At 69.5% G+C, this 23,166-nt stretch carries 23 protein-coding genes; all 23 read left to right on the top strand.

What is annotated here, in order from left to right:
• Window positions 1–5 precede the first annotated feature (5 nt).
• The 23 genes from ACOOGH_RS05865 (at window position 6) to ACOOGH_RS05755 (ending at window position 23,141) form a co-directional block, all read left to right on the top strand.
• On the top strand, window positions 6–614 hold the full coding sequence (locus ACOOGH_RS05865; protein ID WP_420448031.1) for an OmpH family outer membrane protein: 609 nt from the start codon (window positions 6–8) through the stop codon (window positions 612–614).
• A gap of 40 nt (window positions 615–654) precedes the next feature.
• Window positions 655–1,734 carry a UDP-3-O-(3-hydroxymyristoyl)glucosamine N-acyltransferase gene (lpxD, locus tag ACOOGH_RS05860; RefSeq protein ID WP_420448030.1) on the top strand — a complete coding sequence of 360 codons (1,080 nt, stop codon included), beginning with the start codon at window positions 655–657 and terminating at the stop codon, window positions 1,732–1,734.
• Window positions 1,731–2,591: a UDP-3-O-acyl-N-acetylglucosamine deacetylase gene (gene lpxC, locus ACOOGH_RS05855; RefSeq protein ID WP_420448029.1), complete on the top strand. Its 861-nt coding sequence runs from the start codon at window positions 1,731–1,733 to the stop codon at window positions 2,589–2,591. The genes lpxD and lpxC overlap by 4 nt, the downstream gene beginning before the upstream one ends.
• A complete protein-coding gene (fabZ, locus tag ACOOGH_RS05850; RefSeq protein WP_420448028.1) occupies window positions 2,591–3,019 on the top strand; it encodes a 3-hydroxyacyl-ACP dehydratase FabZ in 429 nt (142 codons plus the stop codon). The genes lpxC and fabZ overlap by 1 nt, the downstream gene beginning before the upstream one ends.
• A complete protein-coding gene (gene lpxA / locus ACOOGH_RS05845; protein WP_420448027.1) occupies window positions 3,016–3,870 on the top strand; it encodes an acyl-ACP--UDP-N-acetylglucosamine O-acyltransferase in 855 nt (284 codons plus the stop codon). The genes fabZ and lpxA overlap by 4 nt, the downstream gene beginning before the upstream one ends.
• Complete coding sequence (locus tag ACOOGH_RS05840) at window positions 3,867–4,841, top strand: Gfo/Idh/MocA family oxidoreductase (protein ID WP_420448026.1); 975 nt, start codon at window positions 3,867–3,869, stop codon at window positions 4,839–4,841. Before lpxA ends, ACOOGH_RS05840 begins: the two co-directional genes overlap by 4 nt.
• On the top strand, window positions 4,819–4,953 hold the full coding sequence (locus ACOOGH_RS05835; protein ID WP_420448025.1) for a hypothetical protein: 135 nt from the start codon (window positions 4,819–4,821) through the stop codon (window positions 4,951–4,953). Before ACOOGH_RS05840 ends, ACOOGH_RS05835 begins: the two co-directional genes overlap by 23 nt.
• Window positions 4,950–6,125 (top strand): lipid-A-disaccharide synthase, encoded by a 1,176-nt coding sequence (locus ACOOGH_RS05830; protein ID WP_420450072.1) that lies wholly within the window; start codon window positions 4,950–4,952, stop codon window positions 6,123–6,125. The genes ACOOGH_RS05835 and ACOOGH_RS05830 overlap by 4 nt, the downstream gene beginning before the upstream one ends.
• Window positions 6,119–7,888: a tetraacyldisaccharide 4'-kinase gene (locus ACOOGH_RS05825; RefSeq protein WP_420448024.1), complete on the top strand. Its 1,770-nt coding sequence runs from the start codon at window positions 6,119–6,121 to the stop codon at window positions 7,886–7,888. Before ACOOGH_RS05830 ends, ACOOGH_RS05825 begins: the two co-directional genes overlap by 7 nt.
• Window positions 7,885–8,361, top strand: coding sequence for a 23S rRNA (pseudouridine(1915)-N(3))-methyltransferase RlmH (locus ACOOGH_RS05820; protein WP_420448023.1), 477 nt, complete (start codon window positions 7,885–7,887; stop codon window positions 8,359–8,361). The genes ACOOGH_RS05825 and ACOOGH_RS05820 overlap by 4 nt, the downstream gene beginning before the upstream one ends.
• 7 nt (window positions 8,362–8,368) lie before the next feature.
• On the top strand, window positions 8,369–9,121 hold the full coding sequence (locus ACOOGH_RS05815; RefSeq protein WP_420448022.1) for a class I SAM-dependent methyltransferase: 753 nt from the start codon (window positions 8,369–8,371) through the stop codon (window positions 9,119–9,121).
• The gene (bshC, locus tag ACOOGH_RS05810; RefSeq protein ID WP_420448021.1) at window positions 9,118–10,692 is read left to right on the top strand and encodes a bacillithiol biosynthesis cysteine-adding enzyme BshC; all 1,575 of its coding nucleotides are present in this window, start codon (window positions 9,118–9,120) and stop codon (window positions 10,690–10,692) included. The genes ACOOGH_RS05815 and bshC overlap by 4 nt, the downstream gene beginning before the upstream one ends.
• Before the next feature lie 104 nt (window positions 10,693–10,796).
• Window positions 10,797–11,096, top strand: coding sequence for a hypothetical protein (locus ACOOGH_RS05805; RefSeq protein ID WP_420448020.1), 300 nt, complete (start codon window positions 10,797–10,799; stop codon window positions 11,094–11,096).
• A 1-nt stretch (window position 11,097) separates the two neighbouring features.
• Window positions 11,098–12,672 carry a murein biosynthesis integral membrane protein MurJ gene (gene murJ, locus ACOOGH_RS05800; protein WP_420450071.1) on the top strand — a complete coding sequence of 525 codons (1,575 nt, stop codon included), beginning with the start codon at window positions 11,098–11,100 and terminating at the stop codon, window positions 12,670–12,672.
• On the top strand, window positions 12,669–14,573 hold the full coding sequence (gene uvrC, locus ACOOGH_RS05795; protein WP_420448019.1) for an excinuclease ABC subunit UvrC: 1,905 nt from the start codon (window positions 12,669–12,671) through the stop codon (window positions 14,571–14,573). The genes murJ and uvrC overlap by 4 nt, the downstream gene beginning before the upstream one ends.
• The gene (locus ACOOGH_RS05790) at window positions 14,570–14,758 is read left to right on the top strand and encodes a hypothetical protein (protein ID WP_420448018.1); all 189 of its coding nucleotides are present in this window, start codon (window positions 14,570–14,572) and stop codon (window positions 14,756–14,758) included. The genes uvrC and ACOOGH_RS05790 overlap by 4 nt, the downstream gene beginning before the upstream one ends.
• The gene (gene gltX / locus ACOOGH_RS05785; RefSeq protein WP_420448017.1) at window positions 14,755–16,212 is read left to right on the top strand and encodes a glutamate--tRNA ligase; all 1,458 of its coding nucleotides are present in this window, start codon (window positions 14,755–14,757) and stop codon (window positions 16,210–16,212) included. Before ACOOGH_RS05790 ends, gltX begins: the two co-directional genes overlap by 4 nt.
• A gap of 12 nt (window positions 16,213–16,224) precedes the next feature.
• On the top strand, window positions 16,225–17,358 hold the full coding sequence (locus ACOOGH_RS05780; protein ID WP_420448016.1) for a threonine synthase: 1,134 nt from the start codon (window positions 16,225–16,227) through the stop codon (window positions 17,356–17,358).
• Window positions 17,359–17,459: 101 nt separating this feature from the next.
• Window positions 17,460–18,800, top strand: coding sequence for a tetratricopeptide repeat protein (locus ACOOGH_RS05775; RefSeq protein WP_420448015.1), 1,341 nt, complete (start codon window positions 17,460–17,462; stop codon window positions 18,798–18,800).
• An 84-nt stretch (window positions 18,801–18,884) separates the two neighbouring features.
• Complete coding sequence (locus tag ACOOGH_RS05770) at window positions 18,885–20,162, top strand: DUF512 domain-containing protein (RefSeq protein ID WP_420448014.1); 1,278 nt, start codon at window positions 18,885–18,887, stop codon at window positions 20,160–20,162.
• Window positions 20,163–20,167: 5 nt separating this feature from the next.
• On the top strand, window positions 20,168–21,493 hold the full coding sequence (gene der / locus ACOOGH_RS05765; RefSeq protein ID WP_420448013.1) for a ribosome biogenesis GTPase Der: 1,326 nt from the start codon (window positions 20,168–20,170) through the stop codon (window positions 21,491–21,493).
• A complete protein-coding gene (gene plsY / locus ACOOGH_RS05760) occupies window positions 21,490–22,134 on the top strand; it encodes a glycerol-3-phosphate 1-O-acyltransferase PlsY (protein WP_420448012.1) in 645 nt (214 codons plus the stop codon). Before der ends, plsY begins: the two co-directional genes overlap by 4 nt.
• Window positions 22,131–23,141 (top strand): NAD(P)H-dependent glycerol-3-phosphate dehydrogenase, encoded by a 1,011-nt coding sequence (locus tag ACOOGH_RS05755; protein ID WP_420448011.1) that lies wholly within the window; start codon window positions 22,131–22,133, stop codon window positions 23,139–23,141. The genes plsY and ACOOGH_RS05755 overlap by 4 nt, the downstream gene beginning before the upstream one ends.
• Window positions 23,142–23,166: the final 25 nt, after the last annotated feature.

The raw sequence follows: 23,166 nt of genomic DNA, 5'->3' as shown, positions 1-23,166 counted from the left end.
TCGACATGAACTGGATCCACAGGGGCGCGAGGCCGGCGGTGATTTGCGCGCTGGCACTTGGCGCACTGGTCGCGGGCCCTTTGGCCGCCCAGGAGCAGCCGACTGTGCCGCTGGTGCCGGAGCCCGTCCCGCTGCCCCCTGAGGGGACGCCGGTCGTCTACGTGAACACGCAGGCCATCCTCCCCATCGCACCCGGCGCCGATTCGGCCGGCGCCGCGTTTCAGCGCCTTTCCGTCGAATTCGAGAACGAGCTCGGGGCTCTCGCGACGGAGATCAACTCCCTCATCGATACGTACCAGCAGCAGCAGTCACTGCTCGACCCGGCCGGACGCCAGCAGCAAGAGCAGGAGATCCGTGACAAGCAGCAGCAGGCCGCGACGAGGCAGCAGGAACTGGAAGTGGAACTGGATCGCCGCCGGGCGGCACTGCTCGAACCGATCGTGGCGCGCGTGAACGAGGTGATCGAGGAGATCCGTTCGGAACGCAGCTACTCGATCGTGCTCGACATCGCCGGGGGGGTCGTGGCGGCGGACACCACGCTCGACATCACCACCTCGGTGCTCGAGCGCCTCGGGGTGGACCTCGCCGCGATCTCGGCCCCGCCCGGCAGCTAACGGTACCGCCGCCTGACGCGGGTCGGGTCCCGTTCCGCGCATGCCCACGTTCACCGTCGCGGATCTCGCCCATCGGGTGGGGGCGGACGTCCTGGGTGACCCGGACCGACCGTTGAGCGGCGTCGCTTCGCTCGAGGTTGCCGGTCCCGAAGATCTTTCGTTCTTCGCCCGGGAGGCGTTGCGGGCCGCCGTACACGGAACCCGGGCGGGGGCGGTGCTGACCCCGCGCAGCTTCGACGCGTCCGGCGTCCCGTTCAGCGTCCTGCGGGTTGACGATCCCCAACTCTCCTTCGCCAGGATCGTGGGGCTGTTCCACCCGGAGCCTGAACCGCCGCCTGGCATCCACCCGTCGGCCCGGGTCGACGAGGGGGCGCGCATCGGGGCAAACGTGTCGCTGGGCCCGGCCGTCGTGGTAGAAGACGGGGCGCGGATCGGGCGCGGAACGTGGCTGGGGCCCGGGACGCTGGTCGGCCGCGGAGCCCGGATCGGCGTGGACTGCCGACTCGGCCACGCCGTTTCCATCCTTCACCGGGTCGAGATCGGCGATCGGGTACGGGTGCATGCCGGCGCGCGCATCGGGACGGACGGGTTCGGCTACGTGGAGGGACCGGAGGGCGCGCACAAGGTGCCCCAGGTCGGCGGCTGCGTGATCGGAGACGACGTGGAGATCGGGGCAAACTGTACGATCGACCGCGGGGCGCTCGACGACACGTGGATCGGGGAGAGAACCAAGCTCGACAACCTCGTGCATGTCGGGCACAACGTCCGCATCGGAAGCGATTGCCTCGTCGCCGCGCATGTGGGCATCGCGGGGAGCTCCGAGATCGGAGCCGGGACGCAGTTCGGCGGCCAGGCCGGGGTCGCGGGGCACCTGACGATCGGAGCCGGCGCGCGTATCGCGGGCCAGACCGGCGTGATTCAGGATGTGGCTCCCGGGGCGGAACTCGGAGGAACGCCGGCCCGGCCTCGGAGATCGTGGCTCAAGGAGGCGGCGCACCTGGGCAGGCTGCCCAACCTCTTCCGGCGCGTCGCACGGCTCGAACGGCGGGTGAAGGCGAGAGAGAGCGAACGGCCAACCCGGCGGGAGGCGGCGGACGCGTCGGACGACGGCACCGCTTGACGGCGAGACAGCGTACGATCGCGCGGGGTGTCGAAGTCCGCGGGCACGGGCTCCACACGGGAGAGGCCTCTCTGGTCCGGCTTCGCCCCGCACCCGAGCACAGCGGGCTCCGCTTTCGCCGCACGGATCTTCCCGGTGCACCCGAGATACCTGCAACGGTGGAGTCCGTACACTCCGCGTACCGCGAGACCGCCCTCGGGAGTGGCGAAGCGGTCGTCCGAACGGTGGAACATGTGCTCGCCGCGGCGCGCGGGCTGACGCTCGACAACCTGTGGATCGATGTTTCCGGACCCGAGCCTCCCGCGCTCGACGGGAGTGCCGCCGGGTGGTGCGAGCGTCTGCTGAACGCCGGAGTGCTCGCGCAGCGGGAGGAGGCGCCACGCCTGCGGATCGACCGCCCCCTGCGCCTGAAAAGCGGGGGGAGCCGGTACGAGGTGCTGCCCGCGGAGGCCGGCCGGGTCTCCGCCACGATCGACTTCGACCACCCTCTCATCGGGCGGCAGTCCGCGAGCGCGCGGCTGGAGCCGGGAGATTTCCTGCGGGAGATCGCGCCGGCCCGCACCTTCGGCCTCTCGGCGTGGAGAGAGGCCCTGCGCGAGCGGGGGCTCGCGCTCGGAGCGACCCGGGACAACACCCTCGTCCTCTCGGGAGAAGGGCTTGAACGCGGTCAGGAACTCCGTTTCCCGGATGAGTTCGTCCGCCACAAGATCCTGGACATCATCGGCGACCTCGCACTCGTGGGCGCGAGGCTGCAATGTCATGTGGTCGCGGACCGCCCGGGACATCACGGCAATCTGGAACTCGCCCGCCGGCTGGTGTCCGGATTGCGGGAGAACGAGCCAAACGAGGAAGGGTGATGGACGTCACCGAAATACTGAACATCCTCCCGCACCGGTACCCGATGCTTCTGGTGGACCGGGTGCTGGAGATCGAGCCGGGGCAGCGGATCGTCGGCCTCAAGAACGTGAGCGCGAACGAACCGTTCTTTGCCGGGCACTTTCCGGGCCGCCCTGTGATGCCTGGCGTACTCATCATCGAGGCCCTGGCGCAATGCGGGGGGCTTCTGCTCATGGGCGGCCTCGAGAACCCCGAGGAAAAGGTCATCTACTTCCTCTCGGTGGACGGCGTGAAATTCAGGCGACCCGTCGTCCCCGGGGACCAGCTCATTCTCGAACTCGACCTCGTTCAGGGACGGGGCACGCGTGGGAAGTTGAAGGGAGTAGCACGCGTCGACGGCAAGGTTGCCGCGGAGGCCACGATTCTGGGACAGGTCATGGACCGGTGACTTCGGCGGGCTACGCCCCGGGGTGCCATGCGACGGCGGTCGTCGATCCGTCGGCCCGTCTGGCGGAGACGGCCGCGGTGGGCCCGTACACCGTCATCGGCCCGGATGTGGAGATTGGCGAACGCGTGCGGATCGGCCCGCATGTATTCATCGAGCGGGATACGCGCGTGGCCGAGGATGTGCGTATCGCGAAGGGGGCCGTCCTCGGTTCCGACCCGCAGGATCTGAAATACGCGGGAGAACGCACGTTTCTGGAGATCGGACCGCGCACCGTGGTGCGCGAATTCACGACGCTGAACCGGGGGACCGCCGCCAGCGGCGTGACGGCGGTGGGGGCGGACACCCTTGTGATGGCCTACGTGCACATCGCCCACGACTGCCTCATCGGCGATCACGTGGTGCTCGCGAACGGGGTGACGATGGGAGGCCATGTCGAGATCGGAGACTGGGGGATCGTCGGGGGCCTCACGGGCGTTCACCAGTTCACGCGCATCGGCCGCCATGCGATGGTCGGCGGAGGCGCGCGCGTGTCTCGCGACGTGGCACCGTACACCCTCGCAGGGGGAGTTCGCACCCGCACCTACGGTGTCAATCGGATCGGTCTCGAACGCCGGGGGTTCGAGCCGGAGGCGATTCGCGCGTTGCAGACGGCGTATCGGACGATCTTCCGGTCCGGTGAGCCCCTCCGCGTGGGTCTGGGTCGAGTGGAGCGGGGGGAGCTGACCCCCGAGGTCCGGGAACTCGTGCGCTTCATCCGCGACTCCGAACGTGGCGTAACGGTGACGCGCATCGGGCCGGACGACGACCTCCCGCCCGAGCCCCGAGCCACGAGAGCCGGATCCGCCGTGTGAGCCGGATTCCGGCCGGTGTCGTCGGGGTCGGAAGGCTCGGCGCCGAGCACGCCCGGCTCCTGGCGCAGAGCGATGCGTTCAAGCTCGTGGGCGTCCACGACCGGTCGGGCGCGCGGGCGACCGAGGTGGCGGACGCGCTCTCCGTGCCGGTCTTCGCGGAGGCGGAGGCGCTGCACAACCGGGTCGAGGCGGTCGTCATCGCAGTCCCCACCATGGCGCACCGCGAAGCCGCAACCGCGGCGATCCGGGCAGGCTGCCACATCCTGGTGGAGAAGCCGCTTGCCGCGGACCTCCCGGAGGCGGACGAGATCCTCGGGCTCGCGGAAGAGAAGGGCGTGGTCCTCGGGGTCGGACACGTCGAGCGCTTCAACGGCATCCTCCTCGCCGCGGAACCGTGGCTGGACCGGCCCCGATTCATCGAATCGCTGCGCATGGCGCCATTTCAGCCTCGGGGGGCGGACACCACGGTGATCCTGGATCTGATGATCCACGACATCGACCTCGTCCTCACGTTGACGGAGGCGCCGCTCGCCGACGTGCACGCGGTGGGCGTGCCCGTTATTTCGCCCCGGATCGACCTCGCCAACGCGCGTCTCGCCTTCGAGGATGGCACGGTCGCGAACATCACCGCGAGCCGCGTGGCGCTGAAGGCGCTGCGCCAGCTCCGGTTGTTCCAGCGCTCCGGATATTTCAGCTTGGACCTGGCGGCCGGGACGGGACATCATTACAGACGGCGCGACCCACAGACCGAGACGGCTGTCGCGGGAGTGGAGGCCATGGTGGAGCCTGTTGCGCTGGAGGCTCGCGGTGGCGAGCCGCTGGCCCGGGAGATCGAGGCCTTCGCCGACGCGATCGGGGGACGTCCGAGCCGCCTCGTCTCGGGTCGCGCGGGCAGGGAAGCGCTGGAAGTCGCCATCCGGATCACCCGCGAAATCGAGGAGTTTGTGCATGTCGTTGCTCAAGATTCGTGAGGAGCGGAAGAAGCTCGGAGGTGGGGTCAAGCGAGGGCCCCGAACCATCGTCCTCCTCATTCTGCTGGCACTTGTCCTCATGCTGATGGCTTACCTCGGCCGGCTGTCCTGACGTCACAACCGCGCCCGGGGCCGGCGGTCTTCATCTCCGCCGGCGAGGCCTCGGGGGACCAACACGGCGCGGCGGTCGCCCGGGAGATACGCCGGGAGCTTCCCGACGTGAGGCTGTTCGGGATCGGGGGCCGCGAGCTGGAAGCGGCCGGTGTGTCGAGGATCGCCGGGCTGGACGAGCTGTCGGTCATGGGAGGGACGGAGGTTCTGCGGCGTCTGCCGGGTTTCTTTCGACTCCAGCGCAGGATCGAGGGTCTCTTCGTGACGGAGGACGTACGGCTCCTCCTTCCGATCGACTACCCGGGGCTGAACCTGCGGCTCGCCAGAAGCGCGCGGCGGCAGGGACGCCGGGTCCTCTACTACATCGCGCCTCAGGTGTGGGCCTGGCGAGAAGGCCGCGCAAGGAAGCTCCAGCGCGACTGCGACCGCGTCCTCACCGTGCTCCCGTTCGAAGGCCCCCTGCTCGAGCGATACGGCGTGCGCACGGAGTTCGTCGGGCATCCGCTGCTCGACGCGCCGCGCAGCCGCGCAGCCGCCGCCAGAGACCGCGCGGCCCCCGGGGTCCGCATGACCGATTCGCGGAGGGTGATCGGACTCTTCCCGGGATCGCGCGCGCAGGAGGTCCGCTTCATGCTCCCGGTCTTCGCGGAGGCTGCGCGGCAACTCGCCCGGCGACACCAGGATCTTGATTTTCTCGTCGCGCGTCCGCCGCACCTGCCGAAATCGCTCTATGCGGGAGCGGGGTTCCCGACCGCCGGGGCGCGCGAGGTCACCGAGCGGTCCTGGGCGGCACTGACGAAGTCCGGCACGATCACGCTCGAACTCGCGCTCGCGGGCGTACCGATGGTCGTGGGATACCGCACGGGCGGGCTCGAATGGGCCATCGGCCGTCGGCTGGTGCGCATCCCGTCCATCGTGCTCGTCAACCTCGTGGCGGAGGCCCCGGTCGTCCCCGAGTTCCTTCAGGATCGGCTGACGGCCGAGCGTGTGGCGGCGGAGCTCGAGGGGCTCCTCGGTGAGCGGGCGGCGGGGCGCCGCGAGATGCTCCGAGCATTCGACGTCGTCCGAGAGCGGCTCGGGGATCCGGGTTGCGCGGCCCGGGTCGCGAGCCACGCGATCGAACTGCTGGCAAGAGACCAGGAGTCTCCGGGTCGCCTCGGTACGCCGTGCTGAGCGCCCGCCGTATCCCGCCGGGCGCGGCGGTCCGGATAGTACGGACCGCGCTGCCCATCAGCCGGACGTGGCGCCTCCGGCACCCCGACGACCCTCGTCGGCCGTATCGGCCCCTGCTGAAGCACGAGGTTTACGCGTGCTGGCACGAACACCTGCTCCCGCTCACATGCCTCTTCGCAGGCCAGAATCTCGCGACCCTGGCGAGTCACGACCGCGACGGAGAGATCATCTCACAGGTCCTGCGACGCCTCGGCTATGACGTGGCCCGCGGTTCGAGCACGCGCGGCGGCTCGGCCGGGTTCCGCCAGTTGGCCCGCTCATTTGCGGCGGGACGCGGAGTGATCCTTACGGGTGACGGACCTCGCGGCCCCAGACGGTCGCTGAAGGAAGGCGCGGCCCGCATGGCGAGGCTCACGGATAGTCCCGTGACCGTGGTGGGGGTCGCCGCCTCTTCGGGCTCCCGGCTCCGAAGCTGGGATCGCTTTCTCGTCCCCGCACCCGGGGCCACGGTGTTCGTTTCGCTCGCCGGGGTCGCCCCGGACCAAACGCCCGGCACGGGGGACATTCAGGTGGCGCTCGAGCGCGAGGTAGCGCGCTGCGAGCAGGCGGCCCGGGAGGCTCGCTGGTGCAGTCCGCCCGGGGTCGAACGGCAGGGGAGGAGGCAGGAGAAAGCCCCCTTGCGGGATCGTCCGCTGCGTCCCGCACGTGTGACGAAGGTGCCGCGCTCGCTCGAACTCCGACTCCGGGGCCAGTGGCGCCGTCCACGGGCGGCGCTTCCGGTGAGGGCGCTGGCTCGCGCCTACGGAGGTGTCCACGACATCCGTCACCGGCTCTACGACCTCGGCCTCCTCGCCACGCATTCCGCCGGCATCCCCATCATTTCCGTGGGCGGGGTCACGGCCGGAGGAAGCAGCAAGACGCCGCTCGCGGCCTTCATCGCCCGCACGCTTCAGGAAGCCGGGCACCGGCCGGCCATTCTCGCGCGCGGGTACGCCGACGAACTCGATCTGCTCGCGCACGAGGCGCCGGGAGCCTCGATCCGGGGGCACCGGGACCGGTTGCGTTCAGGGCGGCGAGCGGTGGCGGAGGGAGCGACTGTCGCCATCCTGGACGACGGTTTTCAGCATCGGCGCCTCCTCCGCGATCTGGACCTGCTGATCCTCGACCGCGACGCCCTGCGCCGCACCAACCGGGCGCGACTCCCTGCCGGTCCTTTCCGCGAGGACTGGGAACGCGCCGTCGCCAGGGCGGACGCCATTGTCAGCACGGGCCGGGAAGCCTGGACGACGGATGTATCCCGTTTCGACCGCGAACTCCGCGACCAGCTCGAGCATCTGGCCCCCGGCGTACCCGTCGCCACGGCGGCGTTCGGGCACGGCCCTCCCGAGGCCGCCAGCGCGGGTGCGCGCGGTTGGTCCGGACCGCCGGCCCCTCGCCTCGCCTTGACCGGAATCATGAAGCCCAATCTCTTCTTCGCGCAGGCTGGCGCCGAGTGCGCGTCGCTTCGGGAACAACTCGCGCTGAGCGATCACGGGATCCCGACGCCGCGGGAGCGGGCGGTTGCGACGGAGGCGGCGGGCCGGGGCGGCGTCCTCACTACGCGCAAGGACCTTCCCCGACTCCGCCCGCTCTTCGAGCCGGCCCTGCCGATCTGGATTCTCCCCGAAACCCTCGAATGGAAGGCCGGCTGGGAAGACGTGAGGCGCTTGATCGTCGAAAAGGCTTCCAAGCCCGCAATGCGTCATGCGGAGGCGGTGCTGTGACACGGATCCTCGTGGCCTCGGTCGGACGGAACCGGGCCTCCGCGCTTCGACGCGCGACGGAGGAGTATGAGGAACGCCTGCGGCACTACATCCGGTTCGAGACCGTGGTCGTGGAACCGGCGAGACTTCCGGATGCCCGCGCCGCGGAGGCGCGAGAGCGGGAGGCGGCGGCCCTGGAACGTCGGCTCCCCGACGACCTGGAGCTCGTCGCTCTTACGCGAGAGGGTGAGCGCTGGACCACACGGGCCCTCGCGGACTACCTCGACGACATGCGCACGTACGGCCGCCCCGGGGCGGTCTTCGCGATCGGCGGGGCGCACGGACTCGCCAAGGGGCTGCTCTCACGCGCGCGGAGGCAGCTCGCCCTCTCGCCCATGACGCTCCCGCACGAGGTCGCCCGGCTCGTCCTCACCGAGCAGCTCTACCGCGCCGCGACGATTCTGCGTGGCGAGCCCTACCACAAGGGATCGTGAGCGGCCCGTGAGCGAGCCGATGGACGCCCCCGCCGAGTGGTTCAGAGAGTGGTTCGGCCAGGCCTACCTGGAGCTGTACCCGCACAGGGATGAGGAGGAGGCCGCCCGCGCCGTCACGCTCTACCGCGAGCGGGCAGGGCTCCCCATGGGCGCCCGTGTCCTCGATCTCGCCTGTGGGGCCGGACGCCACCTTCAGCGTCTCCGGGCGGCCGGCCTACGGGCCACCGGAATCGACCTTTCCGCCCCGCTCCTCCGTGCGGCCCGATCGCGCCCCGCCGTGGATGGTTGCCTCGTCCGCGCGGACATGCGCGGGCTCCCCTTCGGCGACGGGACCTTCGACGGCCTCGTGAACTTCTTCACCTCCTTCGGCTACTTTCTCACGCCCGACGAAGATATCGAAGTCCTGTGCGAAATCCGGCGCGTGCTGCGCCCCGGCGCACCCTTCCTCATGGACTACCTGCACGCGGCATGGGTCATCGATCGCCTCGACCCGGAGTCGGTGGACGAGATCAACGGCACTCCCGTGAGACAGACGCGCTGGGTGGAAGGAGACCAGGTCTTCAAGCGCATCGAGATCGGCGGAAAGGCGGGCCGCGAACCCCGCGTCTACCACGAACGCGTACGCCTTTATTCCCCGGACGCACTCCGCACGCTCCTCCGGGAGCATGGACTCGAGGCCACGACCACGTTTGGAGGCTACGATGGGACGCCATTCCGAGACGACTCACCCCGCCTCCTCCTGATGGGACGGACCCTTTGACTCCGCCGGCGAACCCCGAACTCCTTTCCCGGCCGCTGGGCGTCCCCGGCTCCCTCGCGCACGCCGTCCTGTCAGCCGGTGAGCCCGAGTTGCTGCCGCTCGCCACCGGTCTGGCTGCGGCCGCTCCCCCTCCGTCACGCCGCGCCCTGCTCGGAGCCGGAGCGTTCGGCGTTTCAGGGCCTGCCGCCCGCCCGCGCCTCGAGTCGGTCCTCCGCGGGGAGGGCTACTTCGTGACCACGGGGCACCAGCCGGTCCTCCTCCTCGGGCCCCTCTACGTCATCTACAAAGCCCTGACCGCCATTTCGCTCGCTGGCCAGTTGGAGGAGAGACTCGGGGTGCCGGTCGTCCCCTTGTTCTGGATCGCCTCGGACGACCATGACTGGGAGGAGGTGGGAAGCGCGACGATCCTCGACCGCTCGGACGCACCGCGGACGCTCTCCCTCCCGGTCCCCGCCGGTGGTGAACGCCGGTCCGTGGGATCCCACCCGCTCGACCGCTCGGGGATCGATGTACTGGCTGCGTTGCTTGAAATCGTTCCTGAATCGGAGTTTACGGCGCACTACCTCGAACTGATACGAGATGCGTACGTAGAACCACAGCCCCTCTCTACCGCCTTCGCGGAACTTCTCGCTGGCATCCTCGGGGATCGGGGGTACGCCTGGCTTGATTCCGCGCGCCCGGAGGTCCGGTGCGCCGCGGCTCCGTTCTATGGCCGACTCTTTTCGGGCTGGGACGGAGTCCTCGAGGCGGAGGCCGCGGGTGCGCGCGCGCTGCGATCTGCCGGCTTCGAGGCTCCGATTTCGAGCGTCGCCGATGCGCTGCCGCTCTTCTTCGATGAGGGCCGGGGGCGGCACCGCGTCCGCCGAGACGGCCCGATAACGCCGGAGCTGTGGCGTCGACACCTGGAGACCGCGCCCGAGAGTTTCTCACCCAACGTCGCATCCCGGCCCGTGCTCGAATCCTGGCTCCTCCCGGTAGCCGCGACCGTGCTCGGGCCCGGCGAGATCGCGTACTGGAGCCAGCTGGGACCGCTGTTCGATGCCCTCGATGTTCCGCTGCCGTCCATCCAGCCGCGCGCGGCATGGACGCTGGTCGAGGCGCGAATTCGGCGGATTCTCGACCGGACCGGACTCTCGCCGCACGATCTCGCCCAGGGAGCGGAGCCGGTTGTGGCGCAGCTGACGCGGGAGGCGCGCCCGGAAGGGGTGGAGCGGGCGCTGGATCTGTTCCGGGAGAACGCCGAGAGCGGCGTATCCGCGATCGAAGAGGCCGTGGCCGAGGACGTGCCGGGGCTGCGGGGCGCCGCGGGGAAGATGAGGAAGGGCGTCCTCGGCGCCGTCTCCGAGCTGTCCCGGCAGGTGGACCGCACCACACGCGAACGACTCGACGTGCGCCTGGGCCAGGTCCGCCGCGCGGGAGCGAACCTCTTCCCCGGCCGGCGCCCGCAGGAGCGCGTGTTGAACCCGTTCTCCTTCCTCTGCCGCTACGGGCCCGGGCTCGTGGAGCGGCTCGCCCGCGAAACCGACCGGCAGGTGGCGTCCTTCTTGGCGGGTCGCGCGGGAGATGGATAGCTTGCGGCGTTCGCGGGTACTCGACCGGGAGCGGGTGGAGAGCACCCTGCGAGCGGACGTTTTCTGACGGAGGGCGCGACAATGAGCGGCACAGGAGACCCTAGATGACCTTCGCCTTCATGGTCGTGCTCGGGCTTATCGTCCTCATTCCCGTGCTGGCGATTGTCATCGACTCCCCCCTCTCCGAAGCCCTCGCCCGCCGGATCGGGAACACCGACTCCGGGACGAGCCAGTCCGCGCGCATCGACGCGCTGGAGCAGGAACTCTATTACCTGACGCAGACCGTCGAGGGGATCCGCGAAGAGACCGCCTTCGTCCGCGCGCTCGTGGAGGGCGACGAGGCGCTCCCGGCACTCCCCGCCCGAGACGGGGGAGGGTCGGCCGGAAACGACGGGGAGCGCTGATCTGACGGAGGGGAAGGCGCCGGGGCAGGGCCGTTCCGCGACGCGGGTCGCCGCCGGAATTCTCGCCAGCCGCAGCACCGGGTTTCTGCGCGACGTCATCATCGCCGCCACGTTCGGGGTCGGGCCCATCACGGACGCATACGCGGCGGCGCTGAAGATCCCGAACGCCTTTCGCAACCTCCTGAGCGAAGGGGCGCTCTCCGCCTCCTTCGTGCCGGTGTTCTCCTCGCTGGTGGAGCGGGGCGAAACGGCCGCGGCTCGGCGGCTGGCGCAGGGCGTTCTCGGCGGCCTCCTCATCCTCTCCGCCCTCGTCGTGGCCACGGTCGTCGCGGCCGCGCCCTGGCTCCTCGGGATCCTCGCGCCCGGCTACGACGCCGATCTGAGCGAACTCACGACGCGCCTCGTCCGCATCCTCTTTCCCATGTCGGGGGTCATGATCGTCGGCGCCTGGTGCCTCGGCATCCTGACGAGCCACCGCCGCTTCTTCCTGCCTTTCGTCGCGCCCGTCGTCTGGAACCTGTCCCAGATCGCCGGCCTCCTGCTGGGGGCGCGCCTGGGGTGGGGACCGCTCATCGTCGTGCTCACGTGGTCCACCCTCATCGGCAGCGTGCTGCAGGTCGCGATCCAGCTTCCCGCCGTGTACCGCCGGCTCGGAACGCTCCGCCCCCGGATCGATTTCCGCTTCGAGCCCACGCGCCGCGTCGCGCGCAACGCCGTGCCGGTCGCGGCCGGGCAGGGGATCTTTCAGCTCTCGAGCCTGACCGACGTATTCGTCGCCAGCCTCCTTGCCGAAGGGGCGCTCACGGGCATGTACTTCGCCCAGCGCATCGCGATGGTGCCGATGGCCCTCTTCGGCGCTTCGGTCGCGGTGGCGGCGCTGCCGGAAATGTCCCGCGAAGAAGGGGCCGCGGCGTTGCGATCCCATCTCTCCACCGGAGTGCGCCGCGTAGCTTATTTCATCCTTCCCTCGGTCGCGGTGCTCCTCCTGCTCGGGGATCTGGTGACCTCCCTCATCTACGAACGGGGGGCCTTCGAATCCGAGCACGTACCGGTCGTGCACTGGGCCCTGGGAGCCTACGCGCTGGGGCTCGTCGCGACGGGTCTCACGAAGCTGTTCGCGAGCGCCTTTCACGCCCTGCAGGACACGCGGACGCCGGTGAAGTACGCCATGGCCGGCGTCGGAGTCGGCATTCTGATCGGGGCCGGGACCGCGCTGTGGATGGAAGACCGGGGCTTCGGGCTGCGCGCGGCGGCCGGCCTCGTCTTCGGCAGTTCGGTCGGGGCCTGGATCAACCTCGTCCTCCTCGTGCGCGGGCTTGGGCGCCGCGGCGCCGGCGGCTGGTTCCGCCCCGTGCGGCGTTCGCTCGGGCGCATGGCGGTCGGCACGGGTCTCGCGAGTGTCGCGTTCTGGCTGATTCGCTCATTGCTCGAGGTCCGCCTCCCGGATGGATTCCTCGGCGACGCGGTTCTGCTCGCGGCCGCGCTCGCCGGCGGCGGGCTCTGCTATGTCGCCCTCGCCGGCCTCCCGACCGGACTCCGCACGGTGCGGGAGGCTCCTGTCGAGGGGGATTCATGAGCGGGACGGGAGGGTCGCGCGCGACGGACCTCGACGGGCTGCGCGAGCAGGCGCGGGGGCTGGCGCACGAGCCTGGGGTGTATCTGTTTCGCGACGGTGCGGGAGACGTCCTTTATGTGGGAAAGGCGAAGTCGCTCCGGTCGCGCGTCGGCTCCTACTTCGGCGCCGAGGCGAGCCGCTCCGTTAAACTGATCCGCCTCGTGCGGGAGATCGACAGCATCGAGACCTTCCCCGTGCGCTCCGAAGCCGAAGCCCTGCTCCTCGAGTGGAATCTCATCCGTGAGTTCGGTCCGCGCTTCAACATCCAGCTCCGCGACGACAAGAGCTATCCGTACATCAAGATCACGATCACGGAACCGTTTCCGCGCATCTTCGTGACGCGCCGGCTGAAAGATGATGGTTCGAGGTATCTGGGCCCGTTCACGGACGTGGGGGCGATGCGACGGGCGCTGCGCACGATCAAGAAGATGTACACCGTGCGGTCGTGTCACTACCGGATGCCGGACGAGCTTCCGCCCCGCCCCTGTCTGGACTATCACATCGGGCGCTGTAAGGCACCGTGTGCGGGTCTCCAATCCGAGGCCGATTACCGGAAGATGATCGACGAGATCCTCGAGATCCTGGGAGGGCGGACCGGAGCCGTCAGGCGCTCGGTGGAGCGGCGGATGGCGGAGGCCGCGGAAGCGCTGGAATACGAACGGGCCGGGGAACTGAGGGACGTCCTGCGGGGACTTGATCAACTGGAGGGCCGGCAGGCGGCGATCGATCCCAGGGGCGGGAGTCACGACGTGATCGGTTTCGCGCGCCAGGCGGCGGGCGGGGCGGTGTGCGGCATCGTTCTGAGGGTGCGGGAGGGGCGGCTCGTCGGTCGGCGAATCCACTATCTCGCGAATGTCGGGGACGAACCCGATGAAGCCGTGCTCGGAGCCCTCGTGAAGGGATACTATCTGCGCCAGGCGGACGATGTCCCCTCGGAGCTTCTCGTGCCGGAGCCGTTTGATGAGCAGGATCTGGTGGAGGAGTACTTTTCGGGCGTCGCCGACCGCCGCTTTCGCATTCGGGTGCCGGTGCGCGGACCGAAGCTGGACCTGACCCGGGCCGCGAATCGAAACGCGGCACACGTGCTCGAGCGGGACCGGGTCGAGCGGGGAGACGATTCGAGGGACGGAAGCGGGACGACGGGACCTCCGGCGGCGGGGGCCCGCTTGGGAGAGGCGCTGGAGCTGCAGGCGCCAGTGCGGGACATCGTCTGTTTCGATGTGTCGACGCTCGCGGGCCGGGAGTCGGTCGGGAGCTGCGTGTGGCTCCGGGACGGACAGCCGCACAAGGATGAGTACCGCAAGTTCCGAATCCGGGACTCGGAGGAGGGACACACCGATGACTACGCCATGATGCAGGAGATCGTCTCGCGCTACTTCGACCGCCGCGTACGGGAGGGACGCACGCTGCCGGACCTCGTCGTCGTGGACGGGGGCAGGGGGCAGCTGTCGGCGGCGCGGCAGGCGATGGACGGCGCAGGTGTTTCCGACCTGCCCACCGTGGCCCTCGCCAAGCGCGAAGAGGAGGTATTCCGTCCCGGGGCCCCGGCGCCGCTGCGCCTTCCGCGCACGGATCCGGGCTTGCACTGGCTGCAGCGGGCACGTGATGAGGCCCACCGCTTCGCGCTCCATTACAACCGCACGTTGCGGAGCCGCCGCGCCCTCAGGTCGAGGCTGAGCGAGATACCGGGGGTGGGACCGGAGCGAGAGCAGCGCCTCCTGGAGCGCTTCGGCAGTCTCGACCTCATCCGGCGGGCCACGCCCGCACAACTCGCCCGCACGCCGGGGATCGGCCACGCGACCGCGACGTCGATCCTCGCCTCGCTCCGCGAGGACGACCCGGCACAGGGAGTCGACCCATGATGCGTGGCGACCGGCCTCCCGCGGGTCTGTGCGCTCGCTGCCGGCACCGCCGCTGGATCACGAGCGACCGCGGATCCGCCTTCCTCCTGTGCCGGCTCTCGCGCCGGGACGCCCGATTCCGGCGCTATCCGACGCTGCCCGTGCTGCGTTGCGCCGGTTTCGAGGCGGAGGACGAGGCCTCATGAGCTCTCCGCCAACCCCGGCCACGCCGGTGCGCACCCGTTTCGCCCCGAGCCCGACCGGGGCGCTCCACCTGGGCAATGCACGCACCGCGATCCTGAACTGGCTCTTCGCGCGGCGGCACGGTGGCGCTTTCGTGCTCCGCCTCGAGGATACCGACACCGAGCGCGCCGTCCCCGGAGGCGAGGAGATGATCTACGAGGCGCTCGACTGGCTGGGGATCGCCCCGGACGAGGGACCGCGAGAGGGAGGGGCGTTCGAACCCTACCGCCAGCTGGCCCGGGCCGACCACCATCGGGCGCGGGCGGCGGAACTGCTGGAATCGGGGAAGGCCTTCCGCTGCTACTGCCGGCCGGACGAACTCGAGGCGCGGCGGGAAGCGGCGATCGCCGCGGGCGAGCCGACGGGGCGCGATGCGCGCTGCCGTGACCTTCCGGCTGAACGGCGACCCCGCTCCGGGGCCGAGGGAGGAGGGAGGGCAATCCGGCTTCGCGTAGAATCCGGCCCCGTCGAGTTCACGGATCTCCTGAAGGGCACTCTCGCCATCGACGGAGACGACCTTGGGGATTTTGTCCTCCTACGGGGCGACGGTCGGCCTACGTACAACTTCGCGGTCGCGGTGGACGACATCGAGATGCGGATCAGCCATGTGATCCGGGGCGTGGGCCACCTCTCGAACACGCCCAAGCAGGTGCTCCTGTACCGGGCTCTGGGCGTCGCGCCGCCCGAGTTCGTCCACATCCCGACCGTCCTCGCCCCCGGTGGCGGGAAGCTCTCCAAGCGGCGTGGAGCGGCCGGCGTGCTCGACTACAGGGAGCGGGGGTTCCATCCGGACGCGGTGCTCAACTACCTGTCGCTCCTCTCGTGGTCCTCCGAGGACGGGGAGGAGTTTCTGAGCCGGGATGCGCTCGTCGAGCGCATCGATCTCGATCGGATGGGCGCGGCCGATACCGAAATGGATGAGGAGAAGATGACATGGCTGTCCGGCCAGCACCTGCGCGCGGAACCGGCCGAACGGCTGGCGCGGGAGTGGGCCGCGCGGCTCGATACGGCCGGACTGGGGCTTAGCGCCGCCGATCTCCGCCGCGCGGCGGAGGTCTTTGCCAAGCGCACGCGCCTGCTGTCGGACGTGACGTCCGAGATCGAGCCGATCTACCGCGCGCCCGAGACCGGCGCGGGCGGCGCACGGGAGGTGCTTTCGGCTCCGGATGCGGCGACCGCGATCCGCCTCGCCCATGCAGCGTGGGCGGATGTGGCGTGGCAACCCGACCCCCTCGCGGGGACGCTTCGCACGGCGATGCGCGAGTCCGGACTCGCCGGCCGTACCTTCTTCCCGCCCGTTCGGGTCGCTTTGACCGGGCAGCCGCACGGTCCCGACCTCGGCGAGGTCGCCTACGCCCTCGGCCGGGAGCGCACCCTGGCCCGGCTCGAGGCCGCAGATCCAGATCATCCAGGATAGGGAGAGAAGCGTATGAGTTGGCGCCTCGAATGCGGTCTCTGCGGGCGGCCCGTGCCCCGCGGGCTGGCCACGGTCTGTCCCGACTGCGGCAAGCCCCTGCTGGCCCGATACGACCTGGGCGGCCTGGATGGCGAGGCGCTTCGGCGTGCGTGGTCCGGCCGGCAGGGCGGCATGTGGCGGTTCCGCGAGATCATGCCTGTTGAGCCCGACGAGGACCCGGTGACGCTGGGGGAGGGCGGGACGCCCCTGCTGGAGGTCGAAATCGGCGGGGAGTTCGAGGGTCTCACGCTCCTCGTGAAGGACGAGGGCCTGAACCCCACCGGGAGCTTCAAGGACCGGGGTCTCTGCGCAGCCGTCACGCGCGCGGTGCACGAGGGCGCGACGGACCTCGTGATCCCGAGTGCCGGGAACGCCGGTGCCGCCCTCGCCGCGTACGCCGCATGCGCCGGGGTGCCCGCCCGCCTCTTCATCCCCGAGGATACGCCGGAGGGTGTCGCACGGCGGTGCGAGCACTACGGCGCCGACATCACGAGGGTAGACGGGCTCATCGACGAATGCGGTCGCCTCTCCGCCGAGTACGGTGCGGAGACGGGCGCGTTCAACATTTCCACGCTGAAGGAGCCGTACCGGATCGAGGGCAAGAAGACGATGATGCTCGAGATCGTCGAAGAACTCGGATGGCGGGCGCCAGACGCGATCGTCTATCCGACCGGCGGGGGTACCGGGCTCATCGGGAGCGCCAAGACCCTCGCGGAACTGCGGGAACTGGGCCTGATCGATGGTGACACGCGGCTGTACGCCGTGCAGGGAACGGGCTGCGCACCCATCGTGCGCGCGCACGCCGCGGGGGAGACCTACGCCGAGCCGTGGCAGAACGCATCGACCGAGGCCTGGGGACTTCGCGTCCCCGGAGCGCTCGGAGACTTCTTGATGCTTGATGCGATCCGTAAGTCGGGGGGCGGCGGGGTCGCCGTCTCGGACGAGGCCATGAGGGCCGCGGCCCTCGAACTGGGCGCGGCCGGCGTGGGCGCTGCCATCGAAGGCGGAGCCACCCTCGCCGGCGCCCGGGAACTGCGCCGATCCGGAGAACTGCGGGACGGGGAGACCGTCGTCCTCTTCAACACGGCGCACCTGTTGACCTATTGAGTCTGCGGGCTGCATCGCGGCGGATGTCGCCGTGCGCCGCGGCGGGGTTCCGGCTACTTTGGGCGGAGTTGCGACTCAACACCACACAGGGGTTCAGAGCGATGTCGAAAATGGTACGTACAGGGGTAAGGGCGGCGACCACCGCAGCCCTTGCGTCGATCTTCGTTTTTTCGGGGCTCGTCGGGCAGGATCCGGCTGCGGAATGCGCGTTCGAAGGGAACAGCGCCGCGAGCACGGCTTCCGACGCGCTTCAGCAACTGGAAGAGGCGATGACGGCGGCGGACAGCCTGACCAGCCTGACGGAGGCCTGGGAGGCCATAACTGCGGATCTGGACAGCGACAACCCGGTGGTCGCACTGCTGGCCGCGCAGATCCAGATCGGTCTCGGCAACTTCGAGGAAGCGGAAGGGCTTCTCGATCGTTACGACGAACTCTCTCCTCCCGAATGCGCGATGCACGGCGAGGCGCAGCGCTACAACGGCTGGGTGCGGCTCTACAATCAGGGCGTGACGGCCTACAGCGCGGCCGACACGGACGCGGCACTCAGCTCCTTCATGCTCGCCAACGAATTCAAGCCCGACCTCCGGACGTACAGCAATGCGGCGCTCCTGCAGTCGGAGATAGGAGACAACGCAGGCGCGATCGAGACGTACCAGGCCGCGCTCGCCGCCGACATTCCGGACGCGGACCCCGAGACCCTGCGCAGCACGGTCCGCGGCCTCGGCGATATGCTGATGACGGAAGGCCGGGGCGATGAGGCCGTCCAGACCTACAATGACTATCTCGCCATGTATCCGGATGATGTCGTGATCCGGATCCGGTATGCGGGAGTCCTGGCCGACCAGGGGCAGACCGAGGAATCGGCTGCGATCTATGCCGAGACGCTCCAGCGCACGGATCTGACCTACGATCAATGGCTCGAGGTCGGAGTCGGGTTCTACAACTCGCAGAACTTCGAGGATGCGGCCACCGCGTTCGGGAACGCGCGCGGAGGGAACCCCTACAACAAGGAAGCGATGGAGAACTACGTCAACGCTTCCGTCCAGTCCGGGCGTCCCGGACCCGTTATCGCGCTCGCGGACTCGCTGACCCAGTGGTATCCCTACGACGCGCTCTCCCATCAGCTGCACTTCCAGGCGCTCGGCCGCGCCAGCATGAACGAGCGCGCGATGGAGGTGATGGGCGAGGAGCAGGAGTTGCCGATTTCCGTCACCTTCGCGCAGATGGCGGCCGTCGCGGACGGCCGGTACAGCGTGCGGGTCCGCTTCACGAACCGTTCCGCGTCCGGCACGCTCCAGATCGCATTCGAATTCCTCGATGCCTCCGGGCAGGTCGCCGCCGAGCACACGGCAACCTTCGATGCGGACTCCGGCGGCTTCGACTTCGAGGTCCAAGCCGGCGTGCCGCTGGCCGGGTTCCGGTACGGGACGATCGGGGGCTGACCGCGGTGTAGGTCCAGGCGCGGATACCCGGGCCACCACCGATGAGTCGGAGTGGCCCGCCCGCCGTCCCACATACGCCAGATCATGATCCGAATCGCCAGCGTCGAGCCGGGGTCGATCGCCGCAGACCTCGAGCTGCCGGCCGGACTCGCCGTGCTGGAGATTAACGGAAAGCCCATCCGGGACGGCCTCGACCTCCTCTTCCATCAGGCGGAACCCGCGCTCAGCGTGCTCGCCGAGCAACCGACGGGCGAGCGGCTGCTGTTCGAGATCGAAAAGCCCGTGGACGAACCCCTCGGGATCGTCCCGGAACCTGACAAGATCCGCCGCTGCACGAACGCGTGCCCCTTCTGTTTCGTGAAGGGCAACCCGAAGCTCGACAAGCTCCGGGCGCCTCTCTATGTGAAGGATGATGACTATCGACTGTCCTTCCTTCACGGCCACTACATCACGCTGACGAACCTCCGTCCGGAGGACTGGGACCGGATATTCGAACAACGGCTCTCCCCGCTCTATGTGAGCGTTCATTCGACGGACCCTGCGGTCCGGCAAGGGATGCTGAAGAACCCTCGCAGCGCGAACATCGGGCAGGATCTCGATCGGTTGGCCGACGGCGGCATCCTCGTGCACGCGCAGGTCGTCCTCTGTCCGGAGGTGAACGACGGCGCGCATCTGATACGAACGATCGAGGATCTCTATCGGCGCGGGGAGGCGATTCGGTCGCTCTCCATCGTGCCCGTGGGGCTGACCTCCTGGAACGCGGCGCTGGGGGGACGAACCCTGGAACCCGAGGAATGCCGCGCGGCGCTTGCCGCCGTCGACGCGATTCGGGAGCGGGCGCTGGCCGAGCGCGGACAGGGGTGGTGCTACGCGGCAGACGAGATGTACCTGCAGGCGGGACTCGAACCGCCGGGCGCCACCTACTTCGATGATCATGAACTCGAGAGCAACGGAGTCGGTGCGCTCTCCACGCTGACCGACCGCGTCACCGGACAGCTGGGGGCACTCCGTCCGCTGGAGGGGTGCAGGGTTCTCGCGGTCACCGGGACTTCCATGGGGCCGACGCTGACGCGTCTCGCCGGCCGCATCGCGCGGCGGACCGGCGCCGACGTATCGACAGTGGCGGTCGAGAACACGCTCTACGGGTCGATGGTCACGACCGCCGGCCTGTTGCCGGGCGCCGATCACCGGACCGCACTCCGCGAGGCTGGAGACTTCGACGTGGCCCTCTTCTCGGCGCAGGCGTTGAGCGACGCGGACGTCTTCCTGGATGACATGAGCCTCTCCGAGCTGCGGGCGGGCTTTCCCGGGCGCCGCGTCGAGCCCTCGCACGACCTCATCGACGTTCTGTCGCGGCTGTAGCGGCGATGGCTCTCAGAACGGTCGCCATCGTCGGCCGCCCCAACGTCGGCAAGTCGACCCTCTTCAACCGGATCCTCGGGCGCCGCGTGGCGATCGTCGCCGAGCGCCCCGGCGTGACCAGGGACCGGCAGTTCGCCGAAGCGGAATGGGCCGGGCGGCGCTTCCTCCTCGTCGATACCGGGGGCCTCGTCGTCCGGCCGGATGAACACATCGACCTCGAGGTGCGGCGGCAGGCCGAGACCGCGATCGGGCACGCGGATGTCGTCGTGTTCGTCGTGGACGGCCGCGATGGCGTCCAGCCGGTCGACCGTCACGTTGCAGAACTCCTGCGCCGCTCGGCGTTGCCCATCGTCGTGGCCGTGAACAAGCTCGACGAACTCGCGGAGGCGATCGAGCACCTCGACTTCTACGAACTCGGCCTCGGCGATCCGACGCCGCTCGCTGCCCTCAGCGGCAAGGGATCGGGCGACCTCCTGGACCGAGTCGTCGCGGCCCTCCCGGGGTCGGAGGAGAGGGAAGGCGACGACGCCGATGTCCGCATTGCCGTCATCGGGCGTCCCAACGTCGGCAAGTCCAGCTTCGTGAACCAGCTCCTTGGAGAAGAGCGCCTCATCGTCCACGAGGAGGCCGGGACGACGCGCGACGCGATCGACACGGACCTCGTCCTGGGAGAGCGCCGCGTCCGTCTCATTGACACCGCGGGACTTCGGCGCCGGTCCCGCATCGTGGACGACCTCGAGTTCCTCGGACGGCTGCGGGCGGCCTCGGCCATCGACCGGGCCGATATCTGCCTCCTGCTCGTGGACACGCAGTCCGGCGCCGCGAACCAGGATTTCCGCATCGGACATCAGGCATGGGACGCGGGAAGGGGTCTCGTGTTCGTGGCCAACAAGTGGGATCTGATCGAGGACCGCGGACCCTCGGCGCTGGCGGGCTACGAGCGCGAACTTCGGGAACGGGCGCACTATCTCCGCTGGGTCCCCATCATCACCTGTTCGGCGTTGACCGGAAAACGCGTGCGGAAGGTCATCGATCTCGCGTTCGAGGTGCAGGAAGCGCGGGCGCGACGTGTGCCCACGGCCGAAGTGAACCAGGTTCTGCAGCGGTTGGTCGCTCGTCGGCAACCGCCCCAGGGGGGACGTGGTGACGTGCGGCTGCTGTACGGCAGCCAGGTGGCGGCGTCCCCGCCGCTGTTCGTACTCTGGTCCAACCGACCAAACGACCTCAAGGAGCACTATGTGAGATACCTCGTCGCCGGCTTCCGGGAGGCCTGGGGATTCGAGGGATCTCCCATCCGGATCAAGCTGAAGAAGCGTTCGGGGCGCGAATGACCGCACCGCTCCTGACGCTCTGCGCCTATCTCATCGGCGCGTTCCCCACCAGTTATCTCGTCGGGCGAGCATACGGGTACGACCTGAGGCGGGAGGGAAGCGGCAACCTGGGTTCCACGAATGCCTACCGGGTGCTCGGGTTTTTTCCGGCCGTCGGCGTGCTCATCGTGGATCTGCTCAAGGGATTCGTGCCCGTGTGGCTCTTTCCGGCGTGGGACGGGAGGACCGGTGCGTGGGCTCTCGTGTACGGACTCGCCGCCATCTCGGGACACGTGTGGCCCGTGTACACGAAGTTCAGGGGAGGGAAGGGGGTCGCGACCGCGGCCGGGACGATGGCGGCGCTGGCTCCCGTGGCCGTGGTCGTCGCCTTCTTCGTGTGGGTCGTAACGGTGATCCTCACGCGGACCGCCTCGATGGCGTCACTTCTCTCCGCAGCCCTCGTGCCGATCATGGCGCGCGCCTCGGCGGCGCCCCGCTCGGTCATTTTCTATGCGCTTCTCCTCGCCATCACCGTGTGGTGGACGCACCGTTCCAACCTCGCGCGAATCGTGAGGCGCGAGGAATTCCAGGTGGACTGGCGCCGCGGCCGGCTCCCGCGGCGTGAGCGGGCGGCCCGGAAGGCCCCGGAGGAGGAACCGTGAGCGGGCAGAAGGTCGCCGTGCTGGGCGCGGGAAGTTGGGGCACGGCACTGGCGGCTGTCCTCGTGCACAACGGCCACGATGTACGGCTGTGGGCGCGGGATGCCGCGCACGCCGCCGCGATTCGCGAGACGGGGACGAACGAGCGCTACCTGCCCGGAATCGAGCTGGGTCGCCCGCTATACGTGACCTCGGATCTGGGGGAGGCGATCAGCGGCACGCGTTTCCTCGTCTCCGTGTGTCCATCACACGCGGTGCGCGAAGTACTGGAACAGGTTTCCCCCCACCTCGACGACCATGTGCTCATCTCGGCCTCCAAGGGAATCGAGATCGGGACCCACCGGCGGATGTCGGAGGTCATCGTGGAGACGCTGGGGGAGGCCGCGGCGCCGCGCACAGTCGTCCTCTCGGGACCCAGCTTCGCCGAGGAACTGCTCCTCGGACTCCCCACGGCGGTGGTTGCCGCGAGCCGGAGCGAAGCGCATGCGCTGGCCGTGCAGAGTCTGTTCCGGAACGGATATTTTCGGGTGTACACGCAGCCGGATGTGGATGGGGTGGAACTGGGCGGTGCCCTCAAGAACGTGATCGCACTCGCGGCCGGGATATCGGACGGACTGGAACTGGGTTCGAACGCGCGCGCGGCGCTCATCAACCGCGGACTGGCGGAGATGGCGCGACTCGCCCGGCACTTCGGGGCGCGGGAGACGACGCTCGGAGGCCTCGCTGGACTCGGAGACCTCGTCCTCACCTGCACGGGACGGCTGAGCCGGAATCGTTCCGCCGGACTCGCCATCGGGGCGGGCCGGCGGCCCGTGGACGTGATCGGGGAGATGGACCAGGTGGTGGAGGGCGTGCGGACGGCGCGCGCGGCGTACGAACTGAGCCGGGATCTGGGCGTGGAGATGCCGATCACGAGCGGTGTATATTCGATCCTGTACGAAGAGGTTGCGCCCCGAGCGGCGCTGGCACGGCTGATGGCGCGGGAACCGAAACCCGAGCGCTGGGGCTGAGTCACGGGCCGCGGGTCGCGGCGGC

The organism is Candidatus Palauibacter sp., assembly GCF_965213655.1.
In the GTDB taxonomy this organism is placed as follows: domain Bacteria; phylum Gemmatimonadota; class Gemmatimonadetes; order Palauibacterales; family Palauibacteraceae; genus Palauibacter.
Note: the sequence above shows the minus strand (reverse complement) of the source record. Positions and strands in the feature narration are given on the sequence as shown.